Source organism: Gryllotalpicola kribbensis (assembly GCF_039538245.1).
Classification (GTDB): Bacteria; Actinomycetota; Actinomycetes; order Actinomycetales; family Microbacteriaceae; genus Gryllotalpicola; species Gryllotalpicola kribbensis.
The window spans coordinates 183409-209510 of the sequence record NZ_BAABBX010000005.1 but is presented as its reverse complement, the minus strand read 5'-3'; the positions used below and the strand labels follow the sequence as shown (position 1 = coordinate 209510).

The window sequence follows — 26102 nt, the reverse complement described above, 5'->3', positions numbered from 1 at the left end:
GACCATTCGCGACTGCGCATGAACGGGTGGATAACCTTCCGGCGCGCACGTCCTCAGGGCGTGAAACGCGCCCGTCACGCTCGCTCTGCCACAATCGGCGCATGCGCGTCATCACCGCCGAAACGCCCGAGCCGTATCTCAAGACCGACGAGCGCCCGCGACGCACCGTGCGCGTCGCGCTCGTGCAGCACCGCTGGCTCGAGGATGCCGACGAGCTGCGCGCCCAACTCGCGGAAGGGATCGCGGCGGCGGCCGCGGCCGGCACTCAGGCCGTGTTCCTGCCCGAGCTCACGCTCTCGAAGTACCCGGCGGATGTCCGCGCCACGGGAACCCCGAAGGAGACCGCCGAGTCGCTCACGACCGGCCCAACGTTCGCCTTCGCCGCCGAGCAGGCGAAGAAGCACGGCATCGTGGTGCACGCGAGCCTCTACGAACGCCCGGCCGACGACGACGAACCCGACGACCCCCGCGGCTACAACACGGCGATCCTGGTGAGCCCCGACGGCGAGCTCGTCGGCCGCACCCGCAAGACGCACATCCCGGTGACCGCGGGCTACTACGAGGACACCTACTTCCGCCCCGGCCCGGCAGAAGACGCCTACCCCGTCTACGGCGTGACGCAGCTCGGCGGCGCGAAGCTCGGCCTGCCCACCTGCTGGGACGAGTGGTTCCCCGAGGTCAGCCGCAGCTACGGCCTCGCCGGCGCCGACATCCTCGCGTACCCCACGGCGATCGGCTCGGAGCCCGACTTCCCCGACTTCGACACCGCTCCCCTGTGGCAGAAGGTGGTCGTCGCGAACGGCATCACGAGCGGGCTCTACATGATCGTGCCGAACCGCTGGGGCGACGAGGGCGCGCTGACGTTCTACGGCACGAGCTTCATCTCCGACCCGTTCGGCCGCGTGCTCGTCGAGGCGCCGCGCGACGAGTCGGTCGTGCTCGTCGCCGACCTCGATCTCACCAGCCGCGCCGAGTGGCTCGAGCTGTTCCCCTTCTTCACGACGCGGCGGCCCGACACCTACGCGGGGCTCGCATGACGGCGGCCCCGAGCCTCAGCTGGCCCGCCGAGACCGCACCGCACGATCGCCTCTGGCTCGCCTTCCCGACCGGCGGCTACACGCTGGGCGACACCGCGGCCGACGCGCACGAGGCTCGGCAGATGTGGGCGGATGTCGCGGCAGCCGCGGCCGACTTCGAACCGGTCACGGTCGTGGTCGACCCGAGCCAGGTCGAGGTGGCGGCCCGGTACCTGCGCGACGACATCGAGACGGTCGTCGCACCTCTCGATGACGCGTGGATGCGCGACATCGGCCCGACCTGGGTGCGCGACGGCAGCGGCGGCCTCACCGCCATCGACTGGGTCTTCAACGGCTGGGGCGCCCCGGCCTGGGCGACGTGGGGCAAGGACGCGCTCATCGCGCAGACGGTCGCGGCGACCGCGGGAACACCTGTCGTGAGCTCTCTTCTCGTCAACGAGGGCGGGGCGATCCACACCGACGGCGAGGGCACGGTGCTCGTGACCGAGACGGTCCAGCTCGATCAGGGCAGGAATCCACACGCCACCCGGGAACGCGTCGAAGCCGAGCTCGCGCGCACACTGGGCGCGCGCAAGGTGATCTGGCTGCCGCGCGGGCTCACGCGCGACTACGAGGAATTCGGCACGCGCGGCCACGTCGACATGGTCGCGACCCTGCCGAGCCCGGGCACGCTGCTGCTGCACGTGCAGCGGAACGACGCGCACCCCGATTTCGAGGTGACGCGCGAGCTGCGCGCGTTCTTCGAGGGGCAGACGGATGCCTCAGGCCGGCGCTTCGACATCGTCGAGCTGCCCGCGCCCGACGCCCTGACCGACGACGAGGGCCCCGTCGACTACAACTACGTCAATCACGTCGTGGTGAACGGCGGCGTGATCGCCTGCGCCTTCGGCGACAGGGTCGCCGACGAGCGCGCGGCGGGCATCCTCGCCGACGCGTACCCCGGCCGCCGCGTCGTGTCGCTCGACGCCAGGCCACTGTTCGCGCGCGGCGGGGGCATTCACTGCATCACGCAGCAGCAGCCGGCCGCGTCACCAGCCTGATTCGCGCAGTGCGCCCAGTGCCATGCCACGCGGGTCGTAGGGATACCGCACGCCCTGGATCTCGCGGTGCGTCTGATGGCCCGGGCCGAACCAGAGCAGCGCGTCGTCAGGCCCGAGCATCGCGACCGCGGCCTTGATGGCCTCTTCCGGCGGGAAGATCTCGCGGATGTCGCCGTCGGGCCGCGCCTCGCGCGCGCCCTTGAGCAGCCCCGCGCGGATCACCGCCGCATCCTCCCACCGGGGGTGGTGGTCGGTGACGATGGTCGCGTCGCTGTTGAGCGCGGCGGCGGCGCCCATCGCGGGGCGCTTCGTGGTGTCGCGCGAGCCGTCGGCGCCGATCATGGTGATCAGGCGGCCCTTGGTGACCTTGCGCACCTCTTGCGTGGTGCGCTCGAAGCCGTCGGGCGTGTGGCCGAAGTCGAGGTAGACGACCGGCCCGCGCCCGGTCGTGACGACCTCGGTGCGACCGGGAAGCACGGTCTGGATGCCGCCGTCGCGCTCGAGCACGGCGACGATATCGTCCCAGGCGTAGCCCGCCTCGAGCAGCATCACGATCGCGATGCCGGTGTTCGCGACCATGTGCGCGCCGATGACCGGCGTGACGCTGGTGAGCTCGCGCGTGCCGTCGGCCGAGCGCAGGGTGAACTTCGTGTGCACGTCGGCGGTGCTCTCGCCGGCCGTGACGATCCAGTCGGCGGTGGCCGCGAGGTCCTGGTCGAGGGCGATCTGAGGCGTCGCGATGGTGGTGACGGGCACGCCGTCGGCGCGTGCGGTGTCGACGACGGTCTTGCCTGCCGGGGTGTCGAGCGAGACGACCGCACGCTTCGCGCGGTCGGCGCGGAACATGGGGAGCTTGCCTTCCAGGTACTCGTCCATGTCCTTGAAGTCGTCCATGTGGTCGTACTGCAGGTTGGTGAAGCCGGCCACGTCGAACTTGAACCCGTCGACGCGGTGGCGCACGATGCCCTGCACGCTGACCTCGAGCGCGAAGGTCTCGACGCCGCGCTCGACCATGAGCGCGAGCAGCGCGTGCAGCTCGCTCGATTCGGGCGTGGTGAGGCGCGCGGTGATGGACTCCCCCGCGATGTGTCGCTGCGCCGACGACGACATGCCCGACACGACGCCGAGCTGGGTGAGCAGCGCGTCCTGCAGGTGCACGGTCGAGGTCTTCCCGTTGGTGCCCGTGACGCCGAGGATCTTGAGCGGCGAGTCGGCCGTGCCGTAGACCCACGCCGAGTAGTCGGCGAGGTGGCCGCGCGGGTCGTCGGTGACGAGCACCGGCACGGTGAGGCCCGCGTCGCGCACGAGCCCCAGCCCGTCGGCATCCGTCACGATCGCGACCGCGCCCTTCTCGACGGCCTCGGGCGCGAAGGACGCGCCGTGTGCGCGCACGCCGTGGATGCCGACGAAGATCTCGCCGCTGCGCAGATCGGCCGTGGCGAGCGTGATGCCCGTGGCCGACACGCCCTCGAGCGAGCCGTCGACCTCGAGGCCGAAGTGCCGGGCGAACTCCGCGAGCGGCCGGGGCGTCGGGTGCTCTGGGCGAAGGACGGGAGGAACGCTCTGCATCCTGTAACTCTATCGGCGCGGCTACTTGCCGCCCTCAGCATCGGCCGCACGCTGCAGGGCGTCCTGCAGGCGAGACTGCGCGTCGCCGTACGCCGTCCAGTCGCCGTTCTTCAGGGCGTCCTGCGCGTCGTCGTAGGCGCTCTGCGCGTCGGCGATCGCCTGCTTCAGCTCGGCGCTGTCACCGGCCGACTGGGTCGGCTTCGGGGTCGAGCTGGGCGTCGACGTGGGCGGGGTCGTGGGACTCGTGCCGTTGCCGGAGCCGTCGGACGACGCGGCAGGCGGGGTGGTCGGAGTCGTGTCCTTGTCGCCGGCCGGCGCGCCCGAGTTCCCGCCGAAGAGCTCGTCGAGCGCGGCATCCAGCGTCGGCTGCATGACGACCTTGGAGCCGAACGAGACGATGACCTCCTGAAGCAGCGGGTAGCTCGTCGAGCCGGTCGACTTCACGTAGACGGGCTCGACGTAGAGCATGCCGCCGCCCACCGGGATCGTGAGCAGGTTGCCGTAGTCGACCGTCGTCGCCGTCGTGCTGCGCAGCAGGCTCAGCTGCTTCGCGATATCGGGGTCGGACTCGGCCGTCGCGAACACCTGGCCGGGACCCCAGACGTTGTCGTTGGAGATCCTCAGCAGGGTGAGCTTGCCGTAGTCCTTCGACGGCTTCCCCTTCGCGCTGCCCGCGTCGGAGTCGACCGCGAGGTAGCCCTTGAGGATGTTCCTGCTGGTGCTCTGGCTCGAGGCCGGGATGTACGTCGAGTACAGCGTGTACGCGGCGGACTTCTCACCGGGAAGCTTCATCGTCAGGTAGTACGGCGGCTGGACCGTGCTGGTGTCCTTCGAGGGGTCTGACGGCGTCTTCCACACGTCCTCGTTGGAGAAGAACGCCCCCGCGTCGGTGACGTGGTACGAGGCGAGGATCTGGCGCTGCATCTTGAACAGGTCCTCGGGGTAGCGCACGTGGCTCATCAGCTGGGCGCTCATGTCGGAGACCGGCTTGACGTTGAGCGGCAGGATCTTCTGCCACGTCTTCAGCACCGGGTCGCTGGCATCCCACGCATACAGCGTGACCTTGCCCGTGTATGCGTCGACCGTCGCCTTCACCGAGTTGCGGATGTAGTTGACGTCGTCCATCGCGAACGGCTGGCGCTCGGTGTCGGAGTCGGCGATCGCGCCGGAGAGCGACTGCCGCATCGAGTACGGGTACTGATCGCTCGTCGTGTAGCCGTCGATGATCCACTCGATGTGCCCGTCGACGACCGAGGGGTACGGGTTCGAGTCGAGGGTCAGGAACGGCGCGACCTCTTTCACGCGCTTGGCCGGGTCGCGGTTGTAGAGGATCTGCGAGTCGGAGTTCACCTGGTCGGAGAGCACGATCTGCTCGTCCTGGAACTTGAGCGCGTAGAGCAGGCGCACGAAGACGTTCGACAGCTTCGGCCCGCCGTCGCCCGTGTAGGTGTTGTAGGTCGCCTGCTTCCCGTTCTTGCCGGCGGGGTAGTCGAGCTCGACCGGCTTGCCGCCCTTCGGCGCGCCGACGATCGAGTACGCCGGGGAGTCCTGGCCGAAGTAGATGCGCGGCTGGTAGTCGCCGAGCTTCGTCGAGGTCGGGATGCCGGATTCGATGAACTGCGGTGCCCCGTCGTCCTGCCGCTCGTTGCCGGCGGCCGCGACGAGCCCGTAACCGTGCGTGTACACGAAGGTGTCGTTGAACCAGTTCTGTGTCGACGAGCCGAGGCCCTTCTGGTCGAGCTCGCGCACCGAGACCACCGTGTCCTGCGACTTCCCGTCGATCGTGTAGCGGTCGACGTCGAGGTCGGGCTGGAACGAGTAGTACTGGCGGAACTGCTGCAGCTGGCTGAACGCCGGGCTCACGACCGTCGGGTCGAGCAGGCGGATGCTTGCCGTCGTGTCGGCGTCCTCGCGCAGCGCGCCAGCCGGCGTGTCGGAGGTCGCGTCATAGGACTGCACGTTGATGTCGGAGACCCCGTAGGCATCCCTCGTGGCATCGATCGCCTTCGAGACGTATGCCGTCTCCTTCGGCTTCTCGCTGGGGTCGACGGTGAACTTCTGAACGCCCCACGGGTACAGCGTGCCGATCACGATGGCGCTCACGATCAGCAGGCCGAGCCCGACCATCGGGTAGCGCCAGCGGCCCGTCACCGCGGTGAGCACGAACACGAGGCCGACGATCACGGCGATGCCGGCGAGGATCGTGCGAGCGGGGATCGTGGCGTGCACGTCGGTGTAGGCGGCGCCCGTGATCGAGTCCTTCACGTTCGAGTTCGTCAGCGTGTCGAAGCGGGCGAGCCAGATGCTCAGCGCCTGGACGCCCATGTAGACCGCGCCGATCACGGCGATCTGCACCCGGGCCGAGCGCGAGATGCGGACCTCGCGGCCGCTGACGCGGATCGAGCCGTAGAGGTAGGCGGTCGCGATCGTCGCGAGGAAGGCGATGATCAGCACCGCCAGCGAGAAGCTCACGACCGAGTGATAGAAGGGCAGCCGGAAGATGTAGAACGAGTCGTCGATGTGGAACTGCGGGTCACTCGACCCGAACGGCGTCGAGTGCAGCCACTGCGCCGCCACCTGCCAGCGGCTCGCGCTCGCGACGCCGGCGAACAGGCCGAAGACGATCGGCACGCCCCACATGGCGAGGCGGCGAAGGGGCTCGACGACCTGCTGATAGCGGTCGAGCTGGGTATTGAGCCGCGCGTAGACGGGCCGCAGCCGGTAGGCCAGCTGGATGGACAGCCACAGCGGGAAGCCCATGCCGAGGAACCCGACCGCGAACATGCCGAGCCCCCACCACCACTGCGTGGTCAGGACGCCGAGGTAGCCGAGCTGCTGGAACCACAGCACGTCGGTGAACAGGCTCGCGAAGATGAAGAACGCGATGACGAGCACGACGATGGCGCCGATGGTGATCCACACGGCGGCGCGCCTGCGACGGTCGACCGGTGGCCGAGAGGGACCAGCAGCGGGACCGGAGGCAGCGGCGGAGCTCACCCTTTAAGCCTAGCTGTGGCAGCTTGCGAGCTTGCTGGTGTCGCCGTGGTCAGAGACGGTTTTCAGCACGTTCAGGGAGTCCGACAAGGTCTTCACCGCATAGACGTGCAGTCCGTCGGGGACATGGCCGACCACCTCGTCGCAGTTCGACTGCGGCGCGAGGAACACCGTCGCCCCCGCCTCGCGCGCGCCGAACATCTTCTGGCGGATGCCCCCGATCGCCCCGACGTTGCCCGCCGCGTCGATCGTGCCGGTGCCCGCGACGCGCTTGCCGCCGTTCAGGTAGCCGGGCGTCAGCTTGTCGATGATCCCGAGCGCGAACATCTGCCCGGCGCTCGGGCCGCCGATGTCGGCGAGCTGGAAGTCGACCGTGACCGGCAGCGTGCCGTACTGCTGGCCGCCGACGACGCCGAGGATCCAGGCGCCGTTCGACTTCTTCGGCGTGATGTCGACGTCCTGCGTCGTGCCGTCGCGCTCGATCGTGACGCTGACGGCGCCGCCGTGGTCGGCCTGCACCGCATCCCGCAGGTCCTGCACTGTCTGGACCTTCGCGCCGTCGACGGCGGTGATGCGGTCATTCGCCTTGAGGTGCCCGTCGGCGGGCGAGTCCTTCTCGACGCTCACGACCACGACGTGCTGCTCGACGTCGTAGCCGAGGGCGACGAGGGCCGCCGCCGTGGCATCCTGCTGCGAGGTCGACATCAGCTGCGCGTTCTGCTTGTTGGCCTGGTCCGCCGTCTGGCCGCGGGGGAACTCGGCCTCGACCGGCACGACCGACTTCGAGCGCTGGAACCACGCGGTGACGACCTGGAACCAGTTCGGCAGCTGCTGCGGGTTGCCCACGACGTTGACGGTGAGCAGGTCGAGCGAGCCGCTCGTCGGGTAGGTCTTCCGGTCGCGGATCGACAGCACGGGCTTCGCATCGTCCCGCTTCGGCTGGCCGACCGCGGTGTCGACGCCGAGCGTGTTGAAGACGGGGCCCGGCTGCTCGATGACGTACGGGCTGGGCGCGAAGCCGAGGATCAGGATCGCGGCGACGGATGCCACGAGCAGCAGATAGCCGACGCGCTTCGCCCGGGGCATCCGCTCGCCCTCCCGTTCGCGCACAGCGTTCTCGGGCTCCTCGGAGTACAAGGTCATCGTGATTCTTTCCGGGCTAGCGTGGAATTCTGCTTGCGCAGGCCGTCTGATCGTACCTGCGCGCCCTATCAGTGGAGGATGCACCGACATGTCGGACGACGACGACAAGTCTCCCGAGGACGCCCTGCGCGACATGCTGCGCGACATGCTCGCGGGCAACGCCGAGCTCGACCCGCAGAAGCTCGCGGGCGCGGCGGGTCTGCCGAGCGACCCGGCGAGCATCCAGCAGCTCATCGTGCAGCTGCAGGGCGCTCTGCGGGGCAACCCCGACGGCTCGATCAACTGGGACCTCGCCCTGCAGCAGGGGCGGCAGCTGGCGCAGTCCGGCACCGTCGAGACGCCGCCCGGGCAGACCTCGGCGCTCGAGCAGGCCTTCCACGTCGCCGAGCTCTGGCTCGACGAGGCGACGAGCGTCGGCGCGCTCACCCAGACGCCCACCCTGCTGTCGCGCGGCGAATGGGTGAAGCGCACCATGCCGCTGTGGACGCAGCTCGCCGAGCCGGTCGCGAACTCCATCGCGGATTCGCTCACCAAGGTCATGCGCGAGCAGGCGCCCGAGGAGCTGCAGGGCATGCTGGCCAACGCCGGCCAGATGGTCCGCGCCGTGGGGGGCACGCTGTTCGCGATGCAGCTCGGCCAGGTGGTCGGGCAGCTCTCGACCGAGGTCGTCTCGGGCGGCGACATCGGCATCCCGCTGCTCGAGGACGGGCAGGCGGCCCTGCTGCCGCAGAACGTGCGCGCCTTCGGCGAGGGCCTCGACATCCCCGACGACCAGGTCTCCCTCTATCTCGCGGTGCGCGAGCTCGCCCACGCGCGGCTGTTCTGGCACGCGAAGTGGCTGCGGCTGCAGGTCATCACGGCGATCACCGAGTTCGCGCGCGGCATCCGCATCGACACCGAGCGCCTCGAAGACGTCGCGTCGTCCTTCGACCCCGCGAACCCCGAGGAGCTGCGCGACGTGCTCGCCTCCGGTGCGCTGATCCCGCCGAAGACCGACGCTCAGGAAGCCGCGCTCGCCCGCCTCGAGACGCAGCTCGCGCTCATCGAGGGCTGGGTCGACGTCGTCACGGCGTCGGCGACCTCGCGCCTGCCTCGGGCGGATGCCGTCGCCGAGACCGTGCGCCGGCGGCGCGCTGCGGGCGGCCCGGCCGAGTCGGCCTTCGCGACCCTCGTCGGCCTCGAGCTGCGGCCGCGGCGGCTGCGCGAGGCCGCCGCGATGTGGCAGCAGGTGACCGACGCCGTCGGGGCCGCCAAGCGCGACGAGCTGTGGTCGCACCCCGACCTGCAGCCCGGCGCCGACGACATCGACGACCCGCAGCGGCTCATCGCGAAGCTCGCGGGCGCGGCGCCGGCCGACCCCGAGATGGACGCGCTCGACCAGGCCATCGAGGACCTGCTGAACGACGACTCCGGGGAGCGCCCGACCGAGGACTGACCGGCCTGTGGACAAACCCGGCGCGGTGAGGCCGCCCTGGCGGATGCTGGCCGGGTGATCCTGCGACTCGACCCGACGGTTCCCGTGGTGTGGCGCTCGCCCACCGCCGTGCAGATCGGCGTCGACCCCGTGGTGTGCGTCTTCGACGGGGTGAGCTACGCCACCGAGCGCCTGCTCGCAGCCCTCGCGGTCGGCGTTCCCGAAGAGGGGCTCGCGGTCGTCGCCGAGGCGGCCGGTGTCGGCGAGGCGTACGCCGACGCGCTGCTGGCCGCCGTGCGGCCGGCGCTGCTCGCCGGTGACGCGCTGCGCCCCGCTCCCCCGCGCTCACCGGCCGAACTGCACGTGGCGGTCGACGGCGACGGGCCGGCCGCCCGCCAGCTGGCCGCGGTGCTGCGCGGCCTCGGTGTGCGGCTCGCCGAGACGCTGCCCGACCCCGCCGGGGCCGCCGCGCTGGACGCGGCCGTGGTGTTCGGCTCGTACGGCGTGCCGACCGGGCGGCATGGGGCCTGGCTGCGCCGCGACGTGCCGCACCTCGGCGTGGTCTTCGGCGAGCGCTCCGCGCGCATCGGGCCCTTCGTCGAGCCCGGCGTCGGCCCCTGCCTCGCCTGCCTCGACCTCAGCCGCGCCGACGCCGACCCCGCCTGGCCCGTGATCGCATCGCAGCTCGCGGGGAAGCGGTCACCCGTCGAGGGCGGCCGGCTCGAGGCATCCGTCACCCTGCGCGTCGTGCGCGAGCTGCTCGCGCACCTGCTCGACGGGTCGCGGGAACTCGTCGGCGCGAGCCTTGAGCTCGGGGTGGACGGGTCGCAGTCGCGTCTCACGCACGAGCCGCACGCTCGATGCGGCTGCCGAGCTCTGCCAGGAAGCGAGACGGCTGACGTGCCCCGGCTCGCCCGGTTCCGGTCTCGCTCCAGCTCAGCCGCAGCCGCCGCCTCGCGCGGGTGATGCCGACGTAGAGCAGACGGCGCTCTTCGTCGACCTGCTCGAAGGTCGTCGCGTACGAGATCGGAACGAGCCCCTCCGAGAGCCCGACGATGTGCACCTCGTCCCACTCGAGGCCTTTGGCGCTGTGCAGGGTCGCGAGAGTGACGGCGCGCACCGTCGGCTCATGCTGGCCGGCCTGGCGTTCGAGCAGCTCGTCGGTGAAGCGGCGGAACGTCGTTCCCGCGGGCGCCTGATCGGCGAGGGTCATGAGCGCGTTGAGGCTCTCCCACCGGTCGCGCACGGCGCCGGCTGCCTCGGGCGGGCTCTGGGTCCAGCCGAGCGAGCGCAACACGTCTGACACCGACTTGAACAGCGGCTCGCCGCTGACCGTGACGGACGCCGCGCGCAGAGCGAGCACCGCCTGCTTCACCTCGGGCTGATCGAAGAAGCGCTTCGCGCCGTGGATGCGATACGGCACGCCCGCCTGCGTCAGCGCCTGCTCGAGCGCGGCCGCCTGCACGTTCACGCGGTAGAGCACGGCGATCGACTCGGGCGCGCTGCCCGCGGCGATCGAGGCGGCGACGGACGCCGCGACCGCGGTCGCCTCGGCGGCGTCGCTCGGGTGCTGCACGACGCTCGGCGTGGGGGCCGGCTCGTCGGCGTGCGCCGCGTGGAGGACGAGGCTGCCCTGCCTGCCGCGCATCAGCTCGTTCGCAGCGGCGACCACGGGCGGCGCCGAGCGGTAGTTCTGCTCGAGCCGCACGACGATGGCGTCCTCCCAGCGGCGCTCGAAGCCGAGCAGGAATCCGCTCGACGCGCCCGCGAAGGAGTAGATGGTCTGGCTCGCGTCCCCGACGACGCAGACGTCGCGGCGGTCGCCGAGCCACAGCTCGAGCAGCTGCTGCTGCAGCGGCGAGACGTCCTGGTACTCGTCGACGACGAAGAAGCGGTACTGCTCGCGCACCTGCATCGCGACCTGCGGCTCGGACTCGATCATGCCGGCCGTCACGAGCAGCACGTCCTCGAAGTCGATGAGCCTCCGCTCGTCCTTCAGCGTCTCGTAGGCGGCCATCAGGTCGGCGAGCTGCTCAGCCGTGAGGTTCCCGGGGGTCGGGCGGCCGGCGCGCGCGTATGCGTCGATCGAGAGGCCGCTCACCTTGCGGAACTCGATCTCGGAGGCGGCGTCGCGCAGGGTCGCCGTGTCGAGCTTGAGCTTCAGCACCTGGGCGGCGTGGCCGAGGATGCGCGCCTTCCCCGGGGCCAGCTCGGGCATCCGCCCGCCCGCGACGAGCGGCCAGAAGTGGTTCAGCTGCGCGAGCGCCGCCGCGTGGAAGGTGCGCGCCTGCACGCCGCCCGCGCCGAGCGCGCGCAGCCGGCCGCGCAGCTCGGCCGCCGCGCGGTTCGTGAAGGTGAGCGCCATGACGCGGCTCGGCGCGTATGCCCCCGTCGCGACGCCGTAGGCGATGCGGTGCGTGATCGCGCGGGTCTTCCCGGTGCCCGCGCCGGCGAGGATGCACACCGGCCCGAGAAGCGCTTCCGCGGCGACCCGCTGCTCGGCGTCCAGGCCGTTCAGCAGCTCGTCGGGCGTCATGCTGCGCGGTGCCCCTCGGCGGGCGGCGGCTGGTCGAGCGGGCCGCCGTACCACTCGGTGATGATCGCGTGGGCGATCGACGAGCCGCCGGGAAGCTTCAGGTCGTCGCGCTCGGCCCACAGCTCGTCGCGGCTGAACCACCGCAGCGCGAGGATCTCGTGCCCGTCGGGTGTCGTCGGCACGTCGCCCTGGGCGACCGCGCGCGCCTCGAAGCCGATCATGACCGAGGCGGGGAACGGCCACGGCTGCGAGCCGAGATAGCGCGGCGCGGTGCACACGACGCCCGACTCCTCATGCACCTCGCGGATGACCGCGGCCTCGAACGACTCGCCCGGCTCGACGAAGCCCGCGAGGATCGACCAGCGGTTGTTCTCCCACATGGCGTTGCTGCCGAGCAGGATGCGGCCCGCATCGTCGAGCACGCGCACGATGATGGCCGGGTCCGTGCGCGGGAAGACCTCGTTGCCGTCCACGAAGCAGCGTCGCACCCAGCCGCCCTGCTCGACCACCGTCGGCGTTCCGCAGCGGGGGCAGTGCGTGTGCGACTCGTGCCAGTTGGTGATCGCGACCGCCTCGACGAAGAGGGCGTAATCGCGCTCGTCGAGCACCGCACCCGCCTCGCGCAGACCCGCCCAGCGGGACTCGTCGGGCTCGAGCTCGGCCGCCGCGGCATCCGTCAGCGTCACCGCGATCACGGGCGTTCCGGTCTCGACCACGCGGCCCAAGTACACGCGCACGAGCGCCGTCGTCTGGCGGTCGGGCTCGATGAGATCGAGGGATGCCGCGCCGTCGCCCGCCGTGACGAGCGACCGGCCCCGCCACAGCGGCAGGATGCGGGTCTGCGGCTCAGCGAGCAGCTCGTCGAACAGCTCGGGGCGGGCGCGGCGCTCGCCGTCGCGATCGACGACGAGCCCCGTGAGCGGCTCGAGCGCCGTGCGACGTGTCATCCGTGTCCCTTCGACCGCGCGGGCCTACCCTGAGGGGCATGGCCAGAACCCCATTCACTCTAGCCGCGCTCTCCACGGCGGCGGTTCCCGGCCTTGAGGTGGTCGCGACCCGCGAGCACACGACGGGGGAACACGGCGACTACGACACCGCGATCATGCGCACGGCAGAGGGGCGCGAGCTCATCGTCCGAGTGCCGCGCACGCAGGCCGCCGAGACCGAGCAGGCCGCCGATCTGATCGCGCTCGGGGCGCTCACGGGCGGCATCCGCTCGCGGCTGCCGTTCGAGGTGCCGACGGCGCTCGGCCAGTCCCCCTTCGACGGCTCGCGGGCCGTCGTCTACGACTTCCTTCCGGGGCGCCCTCTCGAGCTCTCGCGCGTGCACGGCGAGATCGCCGTCTCAGCGGGGCAGGCCATCGCCGCGATCCATTCCCTGCCGACCGGGTTCGTGCTCGAGGCCGGGCTGCCGCAGCAGTCGGCCGAAGACGCGCAGCGCGCCGTCATGACCGAGATCGACCGCGCCCAGCAGACGGGCTCGCTGCCCGCCGCCCTGCGCAGCCGCTGGTATCAGGCCGCGGCCGACCAGTCGCTGTGGCGCTTCCTGCCGACCGTGATCAACGGAGCCCTGTCGGCCGACTCGCTGCTCGTCGACGACACCGCGGTGCGGGCCGTGATCGGCTGGTCGGCGCTGTCGGTCGGCGACCCCGCGCGCGACCTCGCGTGGGTGATGGGGGCGCAGCCGGATGCCGCAGAGGCGGTCTTCTCGTGGTACGAGATGGGCCGGCAGGCATCCCCCGACCCGCGCCTGCAGCATCGCGCCCTGCTGCACGCGGAACTCGATCTCGCCCGCTGGCTGCTGCACGGCCATGAGCTGCACGACCAGGCGATCATCGCCGATGCCGAGTCGATGCTCGACACCCTCGTCGACCGGGTGCACCAGAACGGCGTCGACCCGCTCGAGCAGGCCACGGGCCCGGTGCTCGACGCCGCCGAGGTCGAGCAGCTGCTGTCGCAGCGACCGGGTCACTCCGACGGAATGGAGCCCGTCGAGGAGAGCGACGAGGCGGCGAACGTCGAGAGCCAGCGCTCTTCGAGCTCGGACGACGAGTAGATCCGCTCGGGGCGGATGACCCGGTCGTCTGCCACGAAGTAGAACACCGCGTCGATCGACTCGGGGTCGACGCCCGTCCACGTCGCGTAGGCATGCCGGTAGAGCGCGAGCTGGAACTGCTTCCGCTCGAGATCGTCGTCGTCGGCCGGCGCCTTCCCGGTCTTCCAGTCGACGATCTGGGTGCGGCCGCCCGGCAGCCGGTAGACAGCGTCGAGCTTGCAGACGAACACGTGCCCGGCGAGCGGGGCGTGGATCTCGATCTCGACCTCGGTCGGCGCGAGGTTCGCCCACTCGCTGCGCTCGAAGGTCGCCTTGAGCTCGGCGAGGCGGTCGGCATCTGCCTCGTTCTCGGGGGTCAGGTCATCGCGCTCGAACTCGGCGGCGTCGATCACCTCGGTCTGGCCGAACACGCCGGCGCGCCGTTCGACCCAGGCGTGGAAGAGCGTGCCGATGCGGGTGGCCTTGTAGGGACGCTCGGGCATCGGCCTCGTGAGGCTCTGCAGCGTCGCCTCGGGGGCGCTCACGAAGTCCTTGTAGCGCGACGCGGGAATGCGCACCGGCGGCCGCTCGAGGCGGCCTGCGCCCGTGGTGCGGAGCTCGCGCAGCAGCAGCTCGAGGTCGTCGCGCCACGGCCCGACGTCGCGGGCGGGGTCGGCCGGGCCGAGCTCGAGGCGGCGCCGCACGGCGTCTGCGGCGGCGCGCACGGCGACCTCGCGCCCGCGCAGCGGATTCTTCGGCCACCGCACGGGGTCGGCGAGCTCGGCGTCGATGGGGTTCTCGTCTGAGGCAAGCTCGGGCACGGCACCCGCGGGTATCAGCCCCGCGTCGCGCAGCTCGGTGAGATACGCACTCGGCCGCCGCGGCTTGCTCTGGCCGCCCCAGTAGGCGCCCGAGAGCAGCAGGCGGTCGCGCGCACGCGTGACGGCGACGTAGGCGAGGCGCCGCTCCTCGTCGAGGTGGCGCTCGCGCAGCTCCTGCTTGAACGCGTCGAGGCTCGCGAGGAACTGCTTCTGGGTCTCGGCCGTGCGCCAGGCGAGCACGGGCAGGGCGTTGCGGTCGCCGCGGAACTCGAAGGGCAGCTTCCCGAAGCGCACCCAGCCGGCGCCGTCGCGATACGCGTTCGGGAGCTCGTCGTCGACGAGGCGGGGCACGGCGACGAGGTCCCACTCGAGGCCCTTTGAGCCGTGGATCGTCAGCACCTGCACCGACCCCGGCTCGGGCGGGTCGGTGCGCGGGCTGAAGCGCTCGCGCCCTTCCGCCTCGTAGAGCCAGTCGAGGAAGGCGCGCACCCCGGCGCCGGTGTCGTCGCTCGACGCGAAGCCGCGGGCGAGGCCGAGGAAGGCGTCGAGGCCGGCTTGGCCGCCGGCTGCCGACTCGTTGGCGCGCACCTCGATGTCGAGGTTCAGCTCGTGGATCACGAGCGTCACGAGGTCGAGCAGGTCGAGGCCGAGCCGGCCGCGCAGCTCGTCGAACTGCTTCGCGGCGGCGCGCAGGCGCTCGAGGCCGGCCTGTGAGAAGTCGGCGAGGGCGCCGTGGTCGGGGCGGGCGCTGCCGATGAAGTCGAGGGCCTCGATGATCGACGCCCCCTCGTCGTCGGCGACGGAGCCGCGCAGCTGCTGGCGCACCTCGCCGTCGAGCAGCTGCTGCCGGAAGTCGCGCTTCTCGAGCCAGCCCGCGAGCGCGCGCAGCGCCTGCAGGTCGCGTACGCCGATGCGCCACCTGGCGCCCGCGAGCAGGCGCAGCAGCTCGCTGCCCGCGTCGGGGTCGACGAGTACCTTGAGCGCACACACGAGGTCGACGACGGCGGCCTGCTCGAGCAGACCGCCGAGACCGAGCACGTGATAGCGGATGCCGGCCGCCCGCAGCGCCCGCGTGAAGACATCCGTGCGGCCCCATGAGCGCATCAGCAGGGCGGCCGTCGGCTTCTCGGCGCCTGCGGCGTCGAAGCGGGTCTTGAACCAGTCGGCGACGGCCGCCGCCTCGTCGAGGATCGTCTGCTCGAACCGCACCTCGATCTGGCCCGCGGGCGCATCGGCGCGGGCGTCGAGCTGCTCGACGTCGACGCGCGCCTTGGCGTTGAGCGGCGCCGCGATCGCGTTCGCCGCGGCGAGCACCGTGACCGGATTCCGCCAGCTCGTCGTGAGCGGAAAGGTCGGGGCGACGCCCGGCTCGCCGGCGAAGGCGCGCGAGAAGTCGTCGAGGTTGTCGGCGCTCGCGCCGCGCCAGCCGTAGATGGACTGGTTGGGGTCGCCGACCGCCATGACGGGATGCCCCGCGAAGAGCCCCGCGAGCAGGTCGGTCTGAATGAACGAGGTGTCCTGGTATTCGTCGAGCAGCACCACCTTGAACCGCCGCTGGTACTCCGTGGCGATGTCGGCGCCGCGGCGCTTCACGGCCTGCAGCGCGAAGGCGACCTGATCGCTGTATTCGATGAGCCCCCTGCGGCGCTTCTCTGCGGCGTACTCGACGGCGAGGTCGACGAGCAGCGGCAGCTGATCGATGAGCTGCGCCGCCTTGACCGCTTCGGCCATGGAGGCGTTCCTGCCGCCGGACGGCAGCGCGAGCAGGTCCTGGAACTCGCCGGCCAGGCGCAGCACGGCGTCGGGGTCGCTCACGTCGTTGTCGCTCAGCGCGTGGGCGAGGTCGAGAACGGCGGTCGTGAGCTTGTCGAGCGAATGCTCGGTCTCGAGCAGGCGCGGGTCGGTGCTGCGGCCGACCACGGTGCGGGCGAGGCGCCACGCCGCCGCCTCGCCGAGCAGCACGCCGTCGGCCTCGCGCCCGATCGCGAGGGCGTTCTCGCGGAACAGCGCGTTGGCAAACGAGTTGTAGGTCGAGACCGTCGGCGCGTCGAGCGGATCGTGGGCGCCCGGCAGCGCACCGGAGGCGCGCAGCTTCTCGAGGTGCCCGCGGATGCGCGCGGCCAGCTCGCCCGCGGCCTTGCGAGTGAAGGTGAGGCCGAGCACCTCACCCGGCGCGACGAGCCCGTTGGCGATCAGCCAGACCACCCGGGCCGCCATCGTCTCGGTCTTGCCGCTGCCCGCGCCGGCGACGACGAGGGCCGGCTCGGCGCCGGCCTCGATGACGCGCTTCTGCTGCGGCGTCGGCGAGTACGACTGCCCGAGCAGACGCGCGACCTCGTCTGCGCCGTAGCCGGCCGTGCCGACGTCGAACACGGGGTCGGTTCGCGCGCTCATTCGGCCGCCTCCGACACCTCGGGCACGAGGTGGATGCGGTAGTCGTAGCTGTCGCGCCCGTTGTCGGAGCGCACGCCGATGAACTCGGCGCCCGCCATGCCGCGGCCGACCTCCTGCACGCGCATGCGGAACTCCTCGAACTCTTCCTCGGTCTTGGCCTGCTGCGGCACCTCGCGGTACCTCTTCCTCGTCGTGGCGGTCTCGGGCGCGATGAACACGAGCTTCGCGCCGCCGAGCGGCCCCCGATCGGGCAGCGCCCCGTCGTGGTAGGCGAGCTGGTAGGCGCTCAGCTGGGGGTGCTCCGGCACCTCGGGCCCGCTCGGGTACTGCCGCCCCGTCTTGAGATCGACGATGACGACGGTGCCGTCGGCGCGCCGCTCGATGCGGTCGATCGCGCCGTTGATGACCGTCTGCCCCAGCCGCAGCGTGAAGGCGCCCTCTGCCTCGAGCAGCGCCGCCCCCGAGCGCTCGAACTCGGCGAGGTAGTCGTGCAGCCCCTCGGCCATCTTCTGAACGCGCCGCTTCTCGCGCTGCTCGACCCAGCCCGGCTCGAGATTCAGCTCGCCCCAGCGTCGCTCGACATCGCCCCAGATCCGCTCGACGCTGATGTCGCCCTCCGGCTCGCCCGCCGCGATCTCCATGATGGAGTGCATGATCGTGCCCACCCCGGTCGCGAGGCCGCCCGAGGTGCCGGACATGACGTCGACGAACCACCCGAGCGGCGACTTCTCGAACGAGGCGACGCGCGACGGCGAGACCGCGACGGTCGCCTCCGGATCGCGCTCGAGGTCGACCAGGGGGCCCTCGACCGACGGCTCGAGCACCCCGTACCACTCGGCGGGGTCCGCCCCTGCGACGCCCGCCTCGGCGAGCATGGCGAGGGATGCCGCCGCCGCGGCATCCGCCGGCGCGCTCGTCAGTCGGCGGCGCAGCTGGCCGACGAGCCCGCGCAGCGTGAACGGATGCCCCGCCACCGGCACCTGCTCACCCTCGGCGAGCCGCAGGAACGGGGATGACTGCTGATCTTCGCCCTCGCTCGCGGCGACGATCAGCAGCCTGCTCGCGCGCGAGACGGCCAGAGCGAACATGCGCAGCTCGTCGTGCAGCACCGCGGCCCGCTCGTCGACGACCCCGGCCTCGCCGGCGAGCGACTGGGGGTGCAGCAGCGAGCCGCGCAGCCGCACGTTCGGCCAGGTGCCCTCTTGCACGGCGGCCACCGCCACCACGTCGAACTCGAGCCCGACTGCCGCGGCGGGCGTGCACACGAGCACCGCGTCGGCGAGCGAGCGCGGCGCGAGCGTGTCCTCGGGCACGGCTGCCTCGAGCAGCTCGGTCACGAAGTCGCCGGGCGGCCGCCCCGGCGAGCGCTCGACGAAGCGCTTGGCGGCCGCGAACAGCGCGACGACGCCGTCGAGATCGCGGTTCGCCTCGTCGCCGAGCACGCCGCCGCGCGCGGCCTGCTTCGACCAGGTCGCGGCGAGACCGCTGCGATCCCACAGGGTCCACAGCAGCTCTTCGATCGTCGCCCCCCGGCCGGCCTGGCCGCGCGCCGCCTGCAGCGTCGTCGCGAGCCGGCGCGCGGCGCGGCCCGGGGCCATGTCTTCCACGGTGACCAGGGCGTTGGGGTCGGCGAGCGCCTCGGCGAGCAGGACGTCGCCCGGGCGGCTGCCCTCGCCCGCGAGCTCTTCGTGCCGCAGCGCGAGTCGCAGCTTGCGCAGCTGCACGACGTCGAGGCCGCCGAGCGGCCCGAGCAGCAGCTCGGTCGCCACCGCGCCGTCGAGCGGGGTGATGCCGAGCACGACGCCGACCGCGGTGAGCAGCTGCTTGGCCGCGTAGTCGTCGCGCAGCGCCCCGGCCGACGCGGTCGTGCGGGTCGGCACCTCGGCGACCGCGAGGGCGCGGGCGATCTCGGGCACCTGCCGGCCGGAGCGGACGATGATCGCCATGCGACTCCACGGCACGGTGGGCTCGAGCAGATGCAGCTCGCGCAGTCGCCGCGCCAGGGTCGCGTACTGCTCGGGGTCGCTCGGCGCCACGATGTTCTGCACGAGCCCGCCCTCACCGGCCGGCTCCGCGCGCCGCTGGGCGCCCGCGAGCGCCGTTCCGATGCGATCGGTGATGGCTCGGGTGACCGCCCGCAGGGCCGCGGGCTGCCGATGCGCGGTGGTCAGCGTCAGCCGCTCGACGTCGAGGCCGACCCGGGCGCCGAAGCCCGCCACCGCGGCGGGGTCGGCGCCGCGGAAGGTCGTCGTCGCGACGTCGGGGTCGCCGAAGGCGATGACGGGCACTCCGCGCCGGGCGATCGCGGCCAGAAGGTCGAGGCCGGCGCGCGTGAACTCCTGCAGATCGTCGACCACGAGCAGGCGGATGCCCGGCGAGACCTCGCCGGAGGAGATCAGCCGCGCGGCGTCGGCCAGCAGCTCGGCCGCCGTCACGAAGCCCGGTCGCAGGGTGTCGAGCGTGTCCTGGTAGCGCGCGATGAACTCCCCCGCCGCGACCCACTCGGGCAGCCCCTGTGCCCGCCCGAGCTCGGCGAGCCGCCGGGCCGGGACGCGGTTCTCGACCATGCGCTCCATCAGCTCGCGCAGCTCGGCACGGAAGCCGGCCAGCCGCCGCACGTCGACGGGAAGGTGCTCGGGCCAGACAACTCCCCCGCGACCGGCCTCTGCGTCGTCGGCGTCGCCGGCGAGCTGTTCTGCGAGCAACTGGTCTTGCTCGGCGCCGGTCAGCAGGCGCGGCTCGGGCGCACCGGCCGCCGCCGCGTGCTCGCCGACGACGCTGAACGCGAGCGAGTTCGCGGTGCGGGCACGCGGCCCCTGGGTCGCCACGCCGAGGCGCAGCGAGAGCCGGTCGCGCAGCGCCGTCGCCGCTGCCCGGCTGGCGCACAGTGCGAGCACCTCGTCTGGCCCGACCTCGCCCGCGGCGACGCGTGCGGCGATCAGCTCGACCAGTGTCGACGTCTTCCCCGTGCCCGGCGCGCCCAGCACGACCGCGGACCGCCCGAAGGGAAGGTCGAGGACGGCTTGCTGAGACACGTCGAGTTGCACGCTCGAAAACGTACCGGCATCCCCCGACATCGACGCGCCGACCGCCCCGCTTCCCCCTGAGCGAACACGCGATCGGCGCCGCGCGCGCACTCGATAGGCTCGTCAGCAGTCAACGACGAAAGGCACCACGGTGGAGATCCGCATCGGCATTCTGAACGCCCCCCGCGAGCTCAGCTTCGAGACCGACGAGTCGGCCTCCGACGTGAGCGGCAAGGTCAGCGCGGCCATCTCGGGCGGCACGCCGGTGCTCGAGCTCACCGACAACAAGGGCGCCCAGTTCGTCGTGCCCGTCGCCGGTATCGCCTACGTGCAGATCGGCGCGGAAGAGACCCGCCGCGTCGGCTTCGTCGCCTAAGTCGCCGCCATGGAACTGATGTTCATCGCCCTCGCGGGGCTGATCATCGGCGCCGCCGGGCGCTATGCGCTGCCCTGGCGGCACACGCACGGCGTGGCGCTCATGCCGGCCGTCGGCGGCGTCGCCGCGATGGTGCTCTGGGTCGCGCTGACCTGGGCCGGCCTCGCCTGGGACGGCGGCGTGATCTGGTGGATCGCGCTGTTCGGCACCGGCGCCGTCGTCGCGGCCGTCGACCTGCTGGTCGGCCGGCTGCGCACGCGGGCGGATGCCGCGCTGCTCGAGTCCGTGACCAAGCACGGCGTTCCCGCCGCGGCCTAGGCGGTCAGCCCCAGCGCATCCATGCGCCGGGTGTGCGTGGCGATGACGTCGGCGAAGAGCGGCTCGGTGTGCGCGTCATCGGATTCGGCATCCCCCGTCAGCCTCAGGGCCGATCGCGCGATGAGCAGGGTGTCGCCGACGAGCCGGCGCCCCCACATCGCGAGCCGCGCCGCGAGCTGTGCGTCGCCGGCGAGGCGCTCGCGCAGCAGCGCCTCGAGCGCGCGCCCCTCGTCGGGGTCCACGGCGAACAGCGCGGGCAGGTCCTTGATGCCGTCGGCGTCGACGCCGCGCGACAGCGCCGAGAAGAAGTCGTTGAGCAGACCGCCGCAGATGTGCGCGCCGAGCAGCCGCTCGGCCCAGTCGTGCCCGCGGGTGACCGCGGCGAACTCCTCGACGGCGGCGACATACGGCGTCATCTCGCGCTCGGGGTCAGAGCCCATCCGCCGCAGCTCGGCGGTGAAGCGCTGATGCCGTGCGAAGGCGCGCGCGGCCGAGCGGCCGATCGCCTCTTTCGCGCCGAAGCCCGGGACATCCGCCACGAGCCCCGACAGCCGCTCGAACGCGCCGAGCTGGATGCAGGCCGCCTGACCGAGGAACTGCCGCAGCTCTGGGGCGATCTCGGCGAGGTCGGCGGCGACCGTGGAACGCCGCTCGCGACGGGGTCGCAGACGGGGTGCGTCGAGGCTGAGGCGACGGCGGCGGAACCACGAGAACGGCACGGCCAGAAGTCTAGGAGCTTCCCCCCGGTAGACTGGCAGGAGGCTTGAGGATTCTCCCTCGCCGGACCGACACCGAACAGGTATCCACTTCGTGACTTTCGCAGATCTCAACATCGACAACGACATCGTCGAGGCGCTTGCGGCCAAGGGCATCACCGAGCCCTTCCCCATCCAGGTGCAGACCATCCCCCTCGCCCTTGCCGGGCAGGACATCATCGGCCAGGCCAAGACCGGCACGGGCAAGACCTTCGGCTTCGGGCTGCCGGTCATCCAGCGCCTCGGGGCCGACCCCGCACCGGGCGTGAAGGCGCTCATCGTCGCGCCGACGCGCGAGCTCGCCGTGCAGGTGAGCGAGGACATGGAGCTCGGGGCGTCCAACCGCCCGACCAAGGTCGTGGCCATCTACGGCGGCAAGGCCTACGAGGGCCAGGTCGCCGCCATCAAGGACGGCGCGCAGATCGCCGTCGGCACCCCCGGCCGCCTGCTCGACCTCGCAGGCCAGCGCCTGCTCGATCTCTCGCAGGTGACCGAGGTCGTTCTCGACGAGGCCGACAAGATGCTCGACCTCGGCTTCCTGCCCGACATCGAGAAGATCTTCCAGCAGCTGCCGGCCGTGCGGCACACCATGCTGTTCTCGGCCACGATGCCCGGCCCGATCGTCGCCCTCGCGCGCCGGTTCATGAGCAAGCCGATCCACATCCGCGCGAACGACCCCGACGAGGGCCTCACGCAGGCGAACATCAAGCACGTCATCTACCGCGCGCACGCCCTCGACAAGGACGAGGTCATCGCCCGCATCCTGCAGGCGGAAGGGCGCGGCAAGACCGTCATCTTCACGCGCACCAAGCGCGCCGCCGCCAAGCTGCAGGACGAGCTGGCAGATCGCGGCTTCCCCGCCGTGAGCGTGCACGGCGACCTCAATCAGGAGCAGCGCGAGCGCAACATGGCCGCGTTCAAGTCCGGCAAGAAGGAGATCCTGATCGCAACGGATGTCGCAGCCCGCGGCATCGACGTCGACGACGTCACCCACGTGATCAACCACACGATCCCCGACGACGAGAAGACCTATCTGCACCGCGCCGGCCGCACCGGCCGCGCAGGCAAGACCGGCATCGCCGTCACCTTCGTCGACTGGGAGGACCTGCACAAGTGGGCTCTCATCAACCGCGCTCTCGAGTTCGGCCAGCCCGAGCCGGTCGAGACCTACTCGTCGTCACCGCACCTCTACACCGACCTGAACATCCCCGAGGGCACCAAGGGACGCCTGAAGACGACGCCAAAGCCGAAGGCCGAGTCCGAGGTCGCGAAGCAGGGTGCGGGCGAGGGCGGCTCGCGCTCGCGGCGCAGCCGCACGCGGACGCGCACGGCGACAACGGATGCCCCGGCCGCCGCGTCAGCTGACGAGAAGCCCGTCGCCGCCGGCACGCACGACGGCCAGGGCGCCGAGCACCGCGACGGCAACGCAGCCCCGCGCCGGCGCCGCCGTCGCCGCGGCGGCTCGCGCCCCGAGAGCCGCGGGCCTCAGTAGGTCACGAGCCCGCGCTCGTGGAACTGACCGCGGACGCGTCGGACGAGCTCGGGCGACGGGGGCACCGTCTCCTCGAGCGCGTACGGGCGGCGCAACGCGTGCCACTTCTCGCGGCCGAGCTGGTGGAAGGGCAGCACCTCGACTCGCGTGACCGTGCCGGAGCGCACGCCGTTCAGTGAGGCCGTGTAGTCGGCGACCCGCTCGACGTTGTCCCACGCATCCGTGAGCCCCGGCACGAGCACGAAGCGCACCCACACCTCGACCCGGCCCTCGCGCGCGAGCCGCCGCCCGAACCGCAGGGTCGGCTCGAGCGCCTCGCCGGTCACGCGCCGGTAGGTCTCGGGGTCGCCCGACTTGACGTCGAGCAGCACGAGATCGGTGTCGGCGAGCGCCTCGTCCGTCAGCGCGCGGCCGAGGAATCCGCTCGTGTCGAGGCACGTGTGCACGCCCAGCTCCTTCGCTCCGCGCAGCACGCGGGCCGCGAACGCCGGCTGCATGAGGATCTCGCCGCCCGAGAGCGTGAGCCCGCCGCCCGTCGCCTCGAAGACCGGCAGATAGCGCGCGATGCGCGAGATGAGCTCGGATGCCTCGACCTCTGTGCCGTCGCGCATGAACCAGGTCTCGGGGTTCTGGCAGTACAGGCACCGCAGCGGGCACCCGTTCATGAACACCGTGAGCCGCGTGCCCGGCCCGTCGACGGCGGTGACGAGCTCCCACGAGTTGACGCACCCGAGCTCGCCGGAATGCAGGCGCGCCACGCGGTCGTGATGCGAGACGACGTCGGCCGCCGCGACATCCCCGAGCGCGCTCACCGCGCCGTTCGTGACCGCCATGCCGGTCACACGCTCTCGTGGAAGGTGCGCGAGAGCACGTCGAGCTGCTGCTCGCGCGTGAGCCGCACGAAGTTCACCGCGTAGCCGGAGACCCGGATCGTCAGCTGCGGGTAGTTCTCGGGGTGCTCCATGGCGTCCTCGAGCGTCTCGCGGTTCAGCACGTTGACGTTCATGTGGTAGCCGTCCGTTCCGACCGAGGCGTCCAGCAGGCCGGCCAGGTTCGCGACGCGCTCCTCGCGGGTGCGCCCCAGGCCGCTCGGCAGCACGGTGTTCGTGAGCGAGATGCCGTCTTGCGCCTCGGCGTAGGGGATCTTCGCGACCGACAGCGCGCTCGCGAGCATGCCGTGGCTGTCGCGGCCGTTCATCGGGTTCGCCCCCGGCGCGAACGGCTGCCCCGCACGGCGCCCGTCCGGCGTGTTCCCCGTGTTCTTGCCGTAGACGACGTTCGAGGTGATGGTCAGCACCGACTGCGTCGGCACGGCGCCCCGATAGCAGGGGTAGTGGCGCAGCTTCTCCATGAACGACTCGACCAGCTCGACGGCGATCGCGTCGGCGCGCTCGTCGTCGTTGCCGTAGCTCGGGAACTCGCCGTCGGTCTCGTAGTCGACCACGATGCCGCGCTCGTCGAAGAGCGGGGTGACCCGCGCGTACTTGATGGCCGAGAGCGAGTCGGCCGCGACCGAGAGCCCCGCGATGCCGCAGGCCATCGTGCGCAGCACGTCCTTGTCGTGCAGAGCCATCTCGAGCCGCTCGTAGTCGTACTTGTCGTGCATGTAGTGGATGACGTTCAGCGCCTCGACGTAGGTGGCCGCCAGCCACTCCATGGTGTCGTCGAGGCGGGCGCGCACGTCCGCGTAGTCGAGGGGTGCGCCCGCCTCGACCGCGGGGCGCGCCGGCGCCACCTGCGCGCCCGTGATCTCGTCACGGCCGCCGTTGATGGCGTAGAGCAGCGCCTTCGCGAGGTTGGCGCGGGCGCCGAAGAACTGCATCTGCTTGCCGACCGCCATGGGCGAGACGCAGCATGCGATCGCGGCGTCGTCGCCCCACGCCTCGCGGATGTAGCGGTCGGATTCGTACTGCACGGCCGAGGTGTCGATCGACACCTGCGCGCAGTACTCCTTGAAGCCCCGCGGCAGCCGCCGCGACCACAGCACGGTGAGGTTCGGCTCGGGAGCCGGCCCCAGGTTGTAGAGCGTCTGCAGGAAGCGGAACGAGCTCTTGGTGACGAGCGTGCGCCCGTCCTCGCCCATGCCGCCGATCGTCTCGGTGACCCAGGTCGGGTCGCCGGAGAACAGCGCGTCGTACTCGGGCGTGCGCAGGAAGCGCACGATGCGCAGCTTGATCACGAAGTCGTCGATCAGCTCCTGGGCGGATGCCTCGTCGAGTGCGCCGCTCGCAAGATCGCGCTCGAGGTAGATGTCGAGGAAGGTCGAGGTGCGCCCGAGCGACATCGCCGCGCCGTTCTGCTCTTTCACGGCGGCGAGGTAGCCGAAGTAGAGCCACTGGATCGCCTCGCGCGCGGTCGTCGCCGGGCCGGAGATGTCGTAGCCGTAGCTCGCGGCCATCGCCTTCAGCTCGGCGAGCGCCCGCAGCTGCTCGGCGTGCTCCTCGCGCTCGCGCACGACGGACTCGGTGAACGGCCGCGTGTCCCAGTCGAGCTTGTCGAGCTTCTTCGCGGCGATGAGCGCGTCGACGCCGTAGAGGGCGACGCGGCGGTAGTCGCCGATGATCCGCCCGCGGCCGTAGGCGTCGGGCAGGCCCGTGAGCACGTGCGAGCTGCGCGCCGCGCGCACCGCAGGCGGGTACGCGTCGAAGACGCCGGCGTTGTGCGTCTTGCGGTGCTGGGTGAAGGTCTTCCTGAGGTTCTCGTCGACCGCATAGCCGTAGCTGCCGAGGCTGTTCTCGACCATGCGCCAGCCACCCAGCGGCATGATGGCGCGCTTGAGCGGGGCATCCGTCTGCAGCCCGACGATCAGCTCGTCGTCGCGGCAGATGTAGCCGGGGCCGAACGCGGTGATGCCCGCGGGAGTGTGCGTGTCGATGTCGTAGACGCCGCGCTCACGCTCTGCGGGCATGAGCTCGGCGATGCGCCCCCAGACGCGCCTCGTGCGGTCGGTCGCGCCCGCGAGGAATCCGGCGTCGCCCTCATAGGGCGTGTAGTTGCGCTGGATGAAGTCGCGCACATCGATCGCGTCCTGCCAGGCGCCCGCCTGGAAGCCCCGCCATGCCGGCACCGTCTCGAGGTCCGCTCCGGCCGTGCCCACGCTGATGATCGTCATGGTTCAAGTTATACAGGCACGACTTGTATCCAAGCTGGGT

Annotated in this window: 17 protein-coding genes; 7 read left to right on the top strand and 10 right to left on the bottom strand. The window is 71.6% G+C overall.

Annotated features, from left to right (window positions below):
- Positions 1-101 precede the first annotated feature (101 nt).
- Positions 102-1037 carry a nitrilase-related carbon-nitrogen hydrolase gene (locus tag ABD716_RS04260; protein WP_344774141.1) on the top strand — a complete coding sequence of 312 codons (936 nt, stop codon included), beginning with the start codon at positions 102-104 and terminating at the stop codon, positions 1035-1037.
- Positions 1034-2077, top strand: a complete 1044-nt coding sequence (locus ABD716_RS04255; protein ID WP_344774139.1) for an agmatine deiminase family protein — start codon at positions 1034-1036, stop codon at positions 2075-2077. Before ABD716_RS04260 ends, ABD716_RS04255 begins: the two co-directional genes overlap by 4 nt.
- Here the strand turns inward: ABD716_RS04255 and ABD716_RS04250 are convergent.
- The 3 genes from ABD716_RS04250 to ABD716_RS04240 all read right to left on the bottom strand — a co-directional run bounded on the left by ABD716_RS04250 (position 2066) and on the right by ABD716_RS04240 (position 7783).
- Complete coding sequence (locus tag ABD716_RS04250) at positions 2066-3646, bottom strand: Mur ligase family protein (RefSeq protein WP_344774137.1); 1581 nt, start codon at positions 3644-3646, stop codon at positions 2066-2068. The two genes, ABD716_RS04255 and ABD716_RS04250, sit on opposite strands and share 12 nt — an antisense overlap.
- 21 nt (positions 3647-3667) lie before the next feature.
- The gene (locus tag ABD716_RS04245; protein ID WP_344774135.1) at positions 3668-6568 is read right to left on the bottom strand and encodes a UPF0182 family membrane protein; all 2901 of its coding nucleotides are present in this window, start codon (positions 6566-6568) and stop codon (positions 3668-3670) included.
- Between the two features lie 84 nt (positions 6569-6652).
- Positions 6653-7783 carry a YlbL family protein gene (locus ABD716_RS04240; protein ID WP_344774133.1) on the bottom strand — a complete coding sequence of 377 codons (1131 nt, stop codon included), beginning with the start codon at positions 7781-7783 and terminating at the stop codon, positions 6653-6655.
- A gap of 88 nt (positions 7784-7871) precedes the next feature.
- Between ABD716_RS04240 and ABD716_RS04235 the strand changes: the two genes are divergently transcribed.
- Positions 7872-9218: a zinc-dependent metalloprotease gene (locus ABD716_RS04235; RefSeq protein WP_344774131.1), complete on the top strand. Its 1347-nt coding sequence runs from the start codon at positions 7872-7874 to the stop codon at positions 9216-9218.
- An 817-nt stretch (positions 9219-10035) separates the two neighbouring features.
- Here the strand turns inward: ABD716_RS04235 and ABD716_RS04230 are convergent.
- Together ABD716_RS04230 and nudC are read right to left on the bottom strand one after the other, a co-directional pair.
- A complete protein-coding gene (locus tag ABD716_RS04230; RefSeq protein ID WP_344774128.1) occupies positions 10036-11733 on the bottom strand; it encodes an ATP-dependent helicase in 1698 nt (565 codons plus the stop codon).
- Positions 11730-12680: an NAD(+) diphosphatase gene (gene nudC / locus ABD716_RS04225; RefSeq protein ID WP_344774126.1), complete on the bottom strand. Its 951-nt coding sequence runs from the start codon at positions 12678-12680 to the stop codon at positions 11730-11732. The genes ABD716_RS04230 and nudC overlap by 4 nt, the downstream gene beginning before the upstream one ends.
- A gap of 38 nt (positions 12681-12718) precedes the next feature.
- Here nudC and ABD716_RS04220 point away from each other — a divergent pair, with 38 nt between their 5' ends.
- On the top strand, positions 12719-13789 hold the full coding sequence (locus ABD716_RS04220; protein WP_344774124.1) for a phosphotransferase: 1071 nt from the start codon (positions 12719-12721) through the stop codon (positions 13787-13789).
- Here ABD716_RS04220 and ABD716_RS04215 read toward each other — a convergent pair.
- Together ABD716_RS04215 and ABD716_RS04210 are read right to left on the bottom strand one after the other, a co-directional pair.
- The gene (locus ABD716_RS04215; protein ID WP_344774122.1) at positions 13702-16983 is read right to left on the bottom strand and encodes a UvrD/REP family DEAD/DEAH box helicase; all 3282 of its coding nucleotides are present in this window, start codon (positions 16981-16983) and stop codon (positions 13702-13704) included. The genes ABD716_RS04220 and ABD716_RS04215 overlap by 88 nt on opposite strands.
- A complete protein-coding gene (locus ABD716_RS04210; protein WP_344774120.1) occupies positions 16980-20030 on the bottom strand; it encodes an ATP-dependent helicase in 3051 nt (1016 codons plus the stop codon). Before ABD716_RS04210 ends, ABD716_RS04215 begins: the two co-directional genes overlap by 4 nt.
- A 130-nt stretch (positions 20031-20160) precedes the next feature.
- Between ABD716_RS04210 and ABD716_RS04205 the strand changes: the two genes are divergently transcribed.
- Positions 20161-20385, top strand: a complete 225-nt coding sequence (locus tag ABD716_RS04205) for a DUF3107 domain-containing protein (RefSeq protein ID WP_344774118.1) — start codon at positions 20161-20163, stop codon at positions 20383-20385.
- A 9-nt stretch (positions 20386-20394) separates the two neighbouring features.
- Entirely contained in the window at positions 20395-20703 is a 309-nt protein-coding gene (locus tag ABD716_RS04200; protein ID WP_344774116.1) for a hypothetical protein, read from the top strand.
- Here the strand turns inward: ABD716_RS04200 and ABD716_RS04195 are convergent.
- On the bottom strand, positions 20700-21422 hold the full coding sequence (locus tag ABD716_RS04195) for a ferritin-like fold-containing protein (protein WP_344774114.1): 723 nt from the start codon (positions 21420-21422) through the stop codon (positions 20700-20702). The genes ABD716_RS04200 and ABD716_RS04195 overlap by 4 nt on opposite strands.
- A 91-nt stretch (positions 21423-21513) precedes the next feature.
- Here ABD716_RS04195 and ABD716_RS04190 point away from each other — a divergent pair, with 91 nt between their 5' ends.
- Positions 21514-22950: a DEAD/DEAH box helicase gene (locus ABD716_RS04190; RefSeq protein WP_344774112.1), complete on the top strand. Its 1437-nt coding sequence runs from the start codon at positions 21514-21516 to the stop codon at positions 22948-22950.
- Here ABD716_RS04190 and pflA read toward each other — a convergent pair.
- Both pflA and pflB read right to left on the bottom strand, forming a co-directional pair.
- Complete coding sequence (pflA, locus tag ABD716_RS04185) at positions 22944-23783, bottom strand: pyruvate formate-lyase-activating protein (protein WP_344774110.1); 840 nt, start codon at positions 23781-23783, stop codon at positions 22944-22946. The two genes, ABD716_RS04190 and pflA, sit on opposite strands and share 7 nt — an antisense overlap.
- 5 nt (positions 23784-23788) lie before the next feature.
- Positions 23789-26062 (bottom strand): formate C-acetyltransferase, encoded by a 2274-nt coding sequence (pflB, locus tag ABD716_RS04180; protein ID WP_344774108.1) that lies wholly within the window; start codon positions 26060-26062, stop codon positions 23789-23791.
- Positions 26063-26102: the final 40 nt, after the last annotated feature.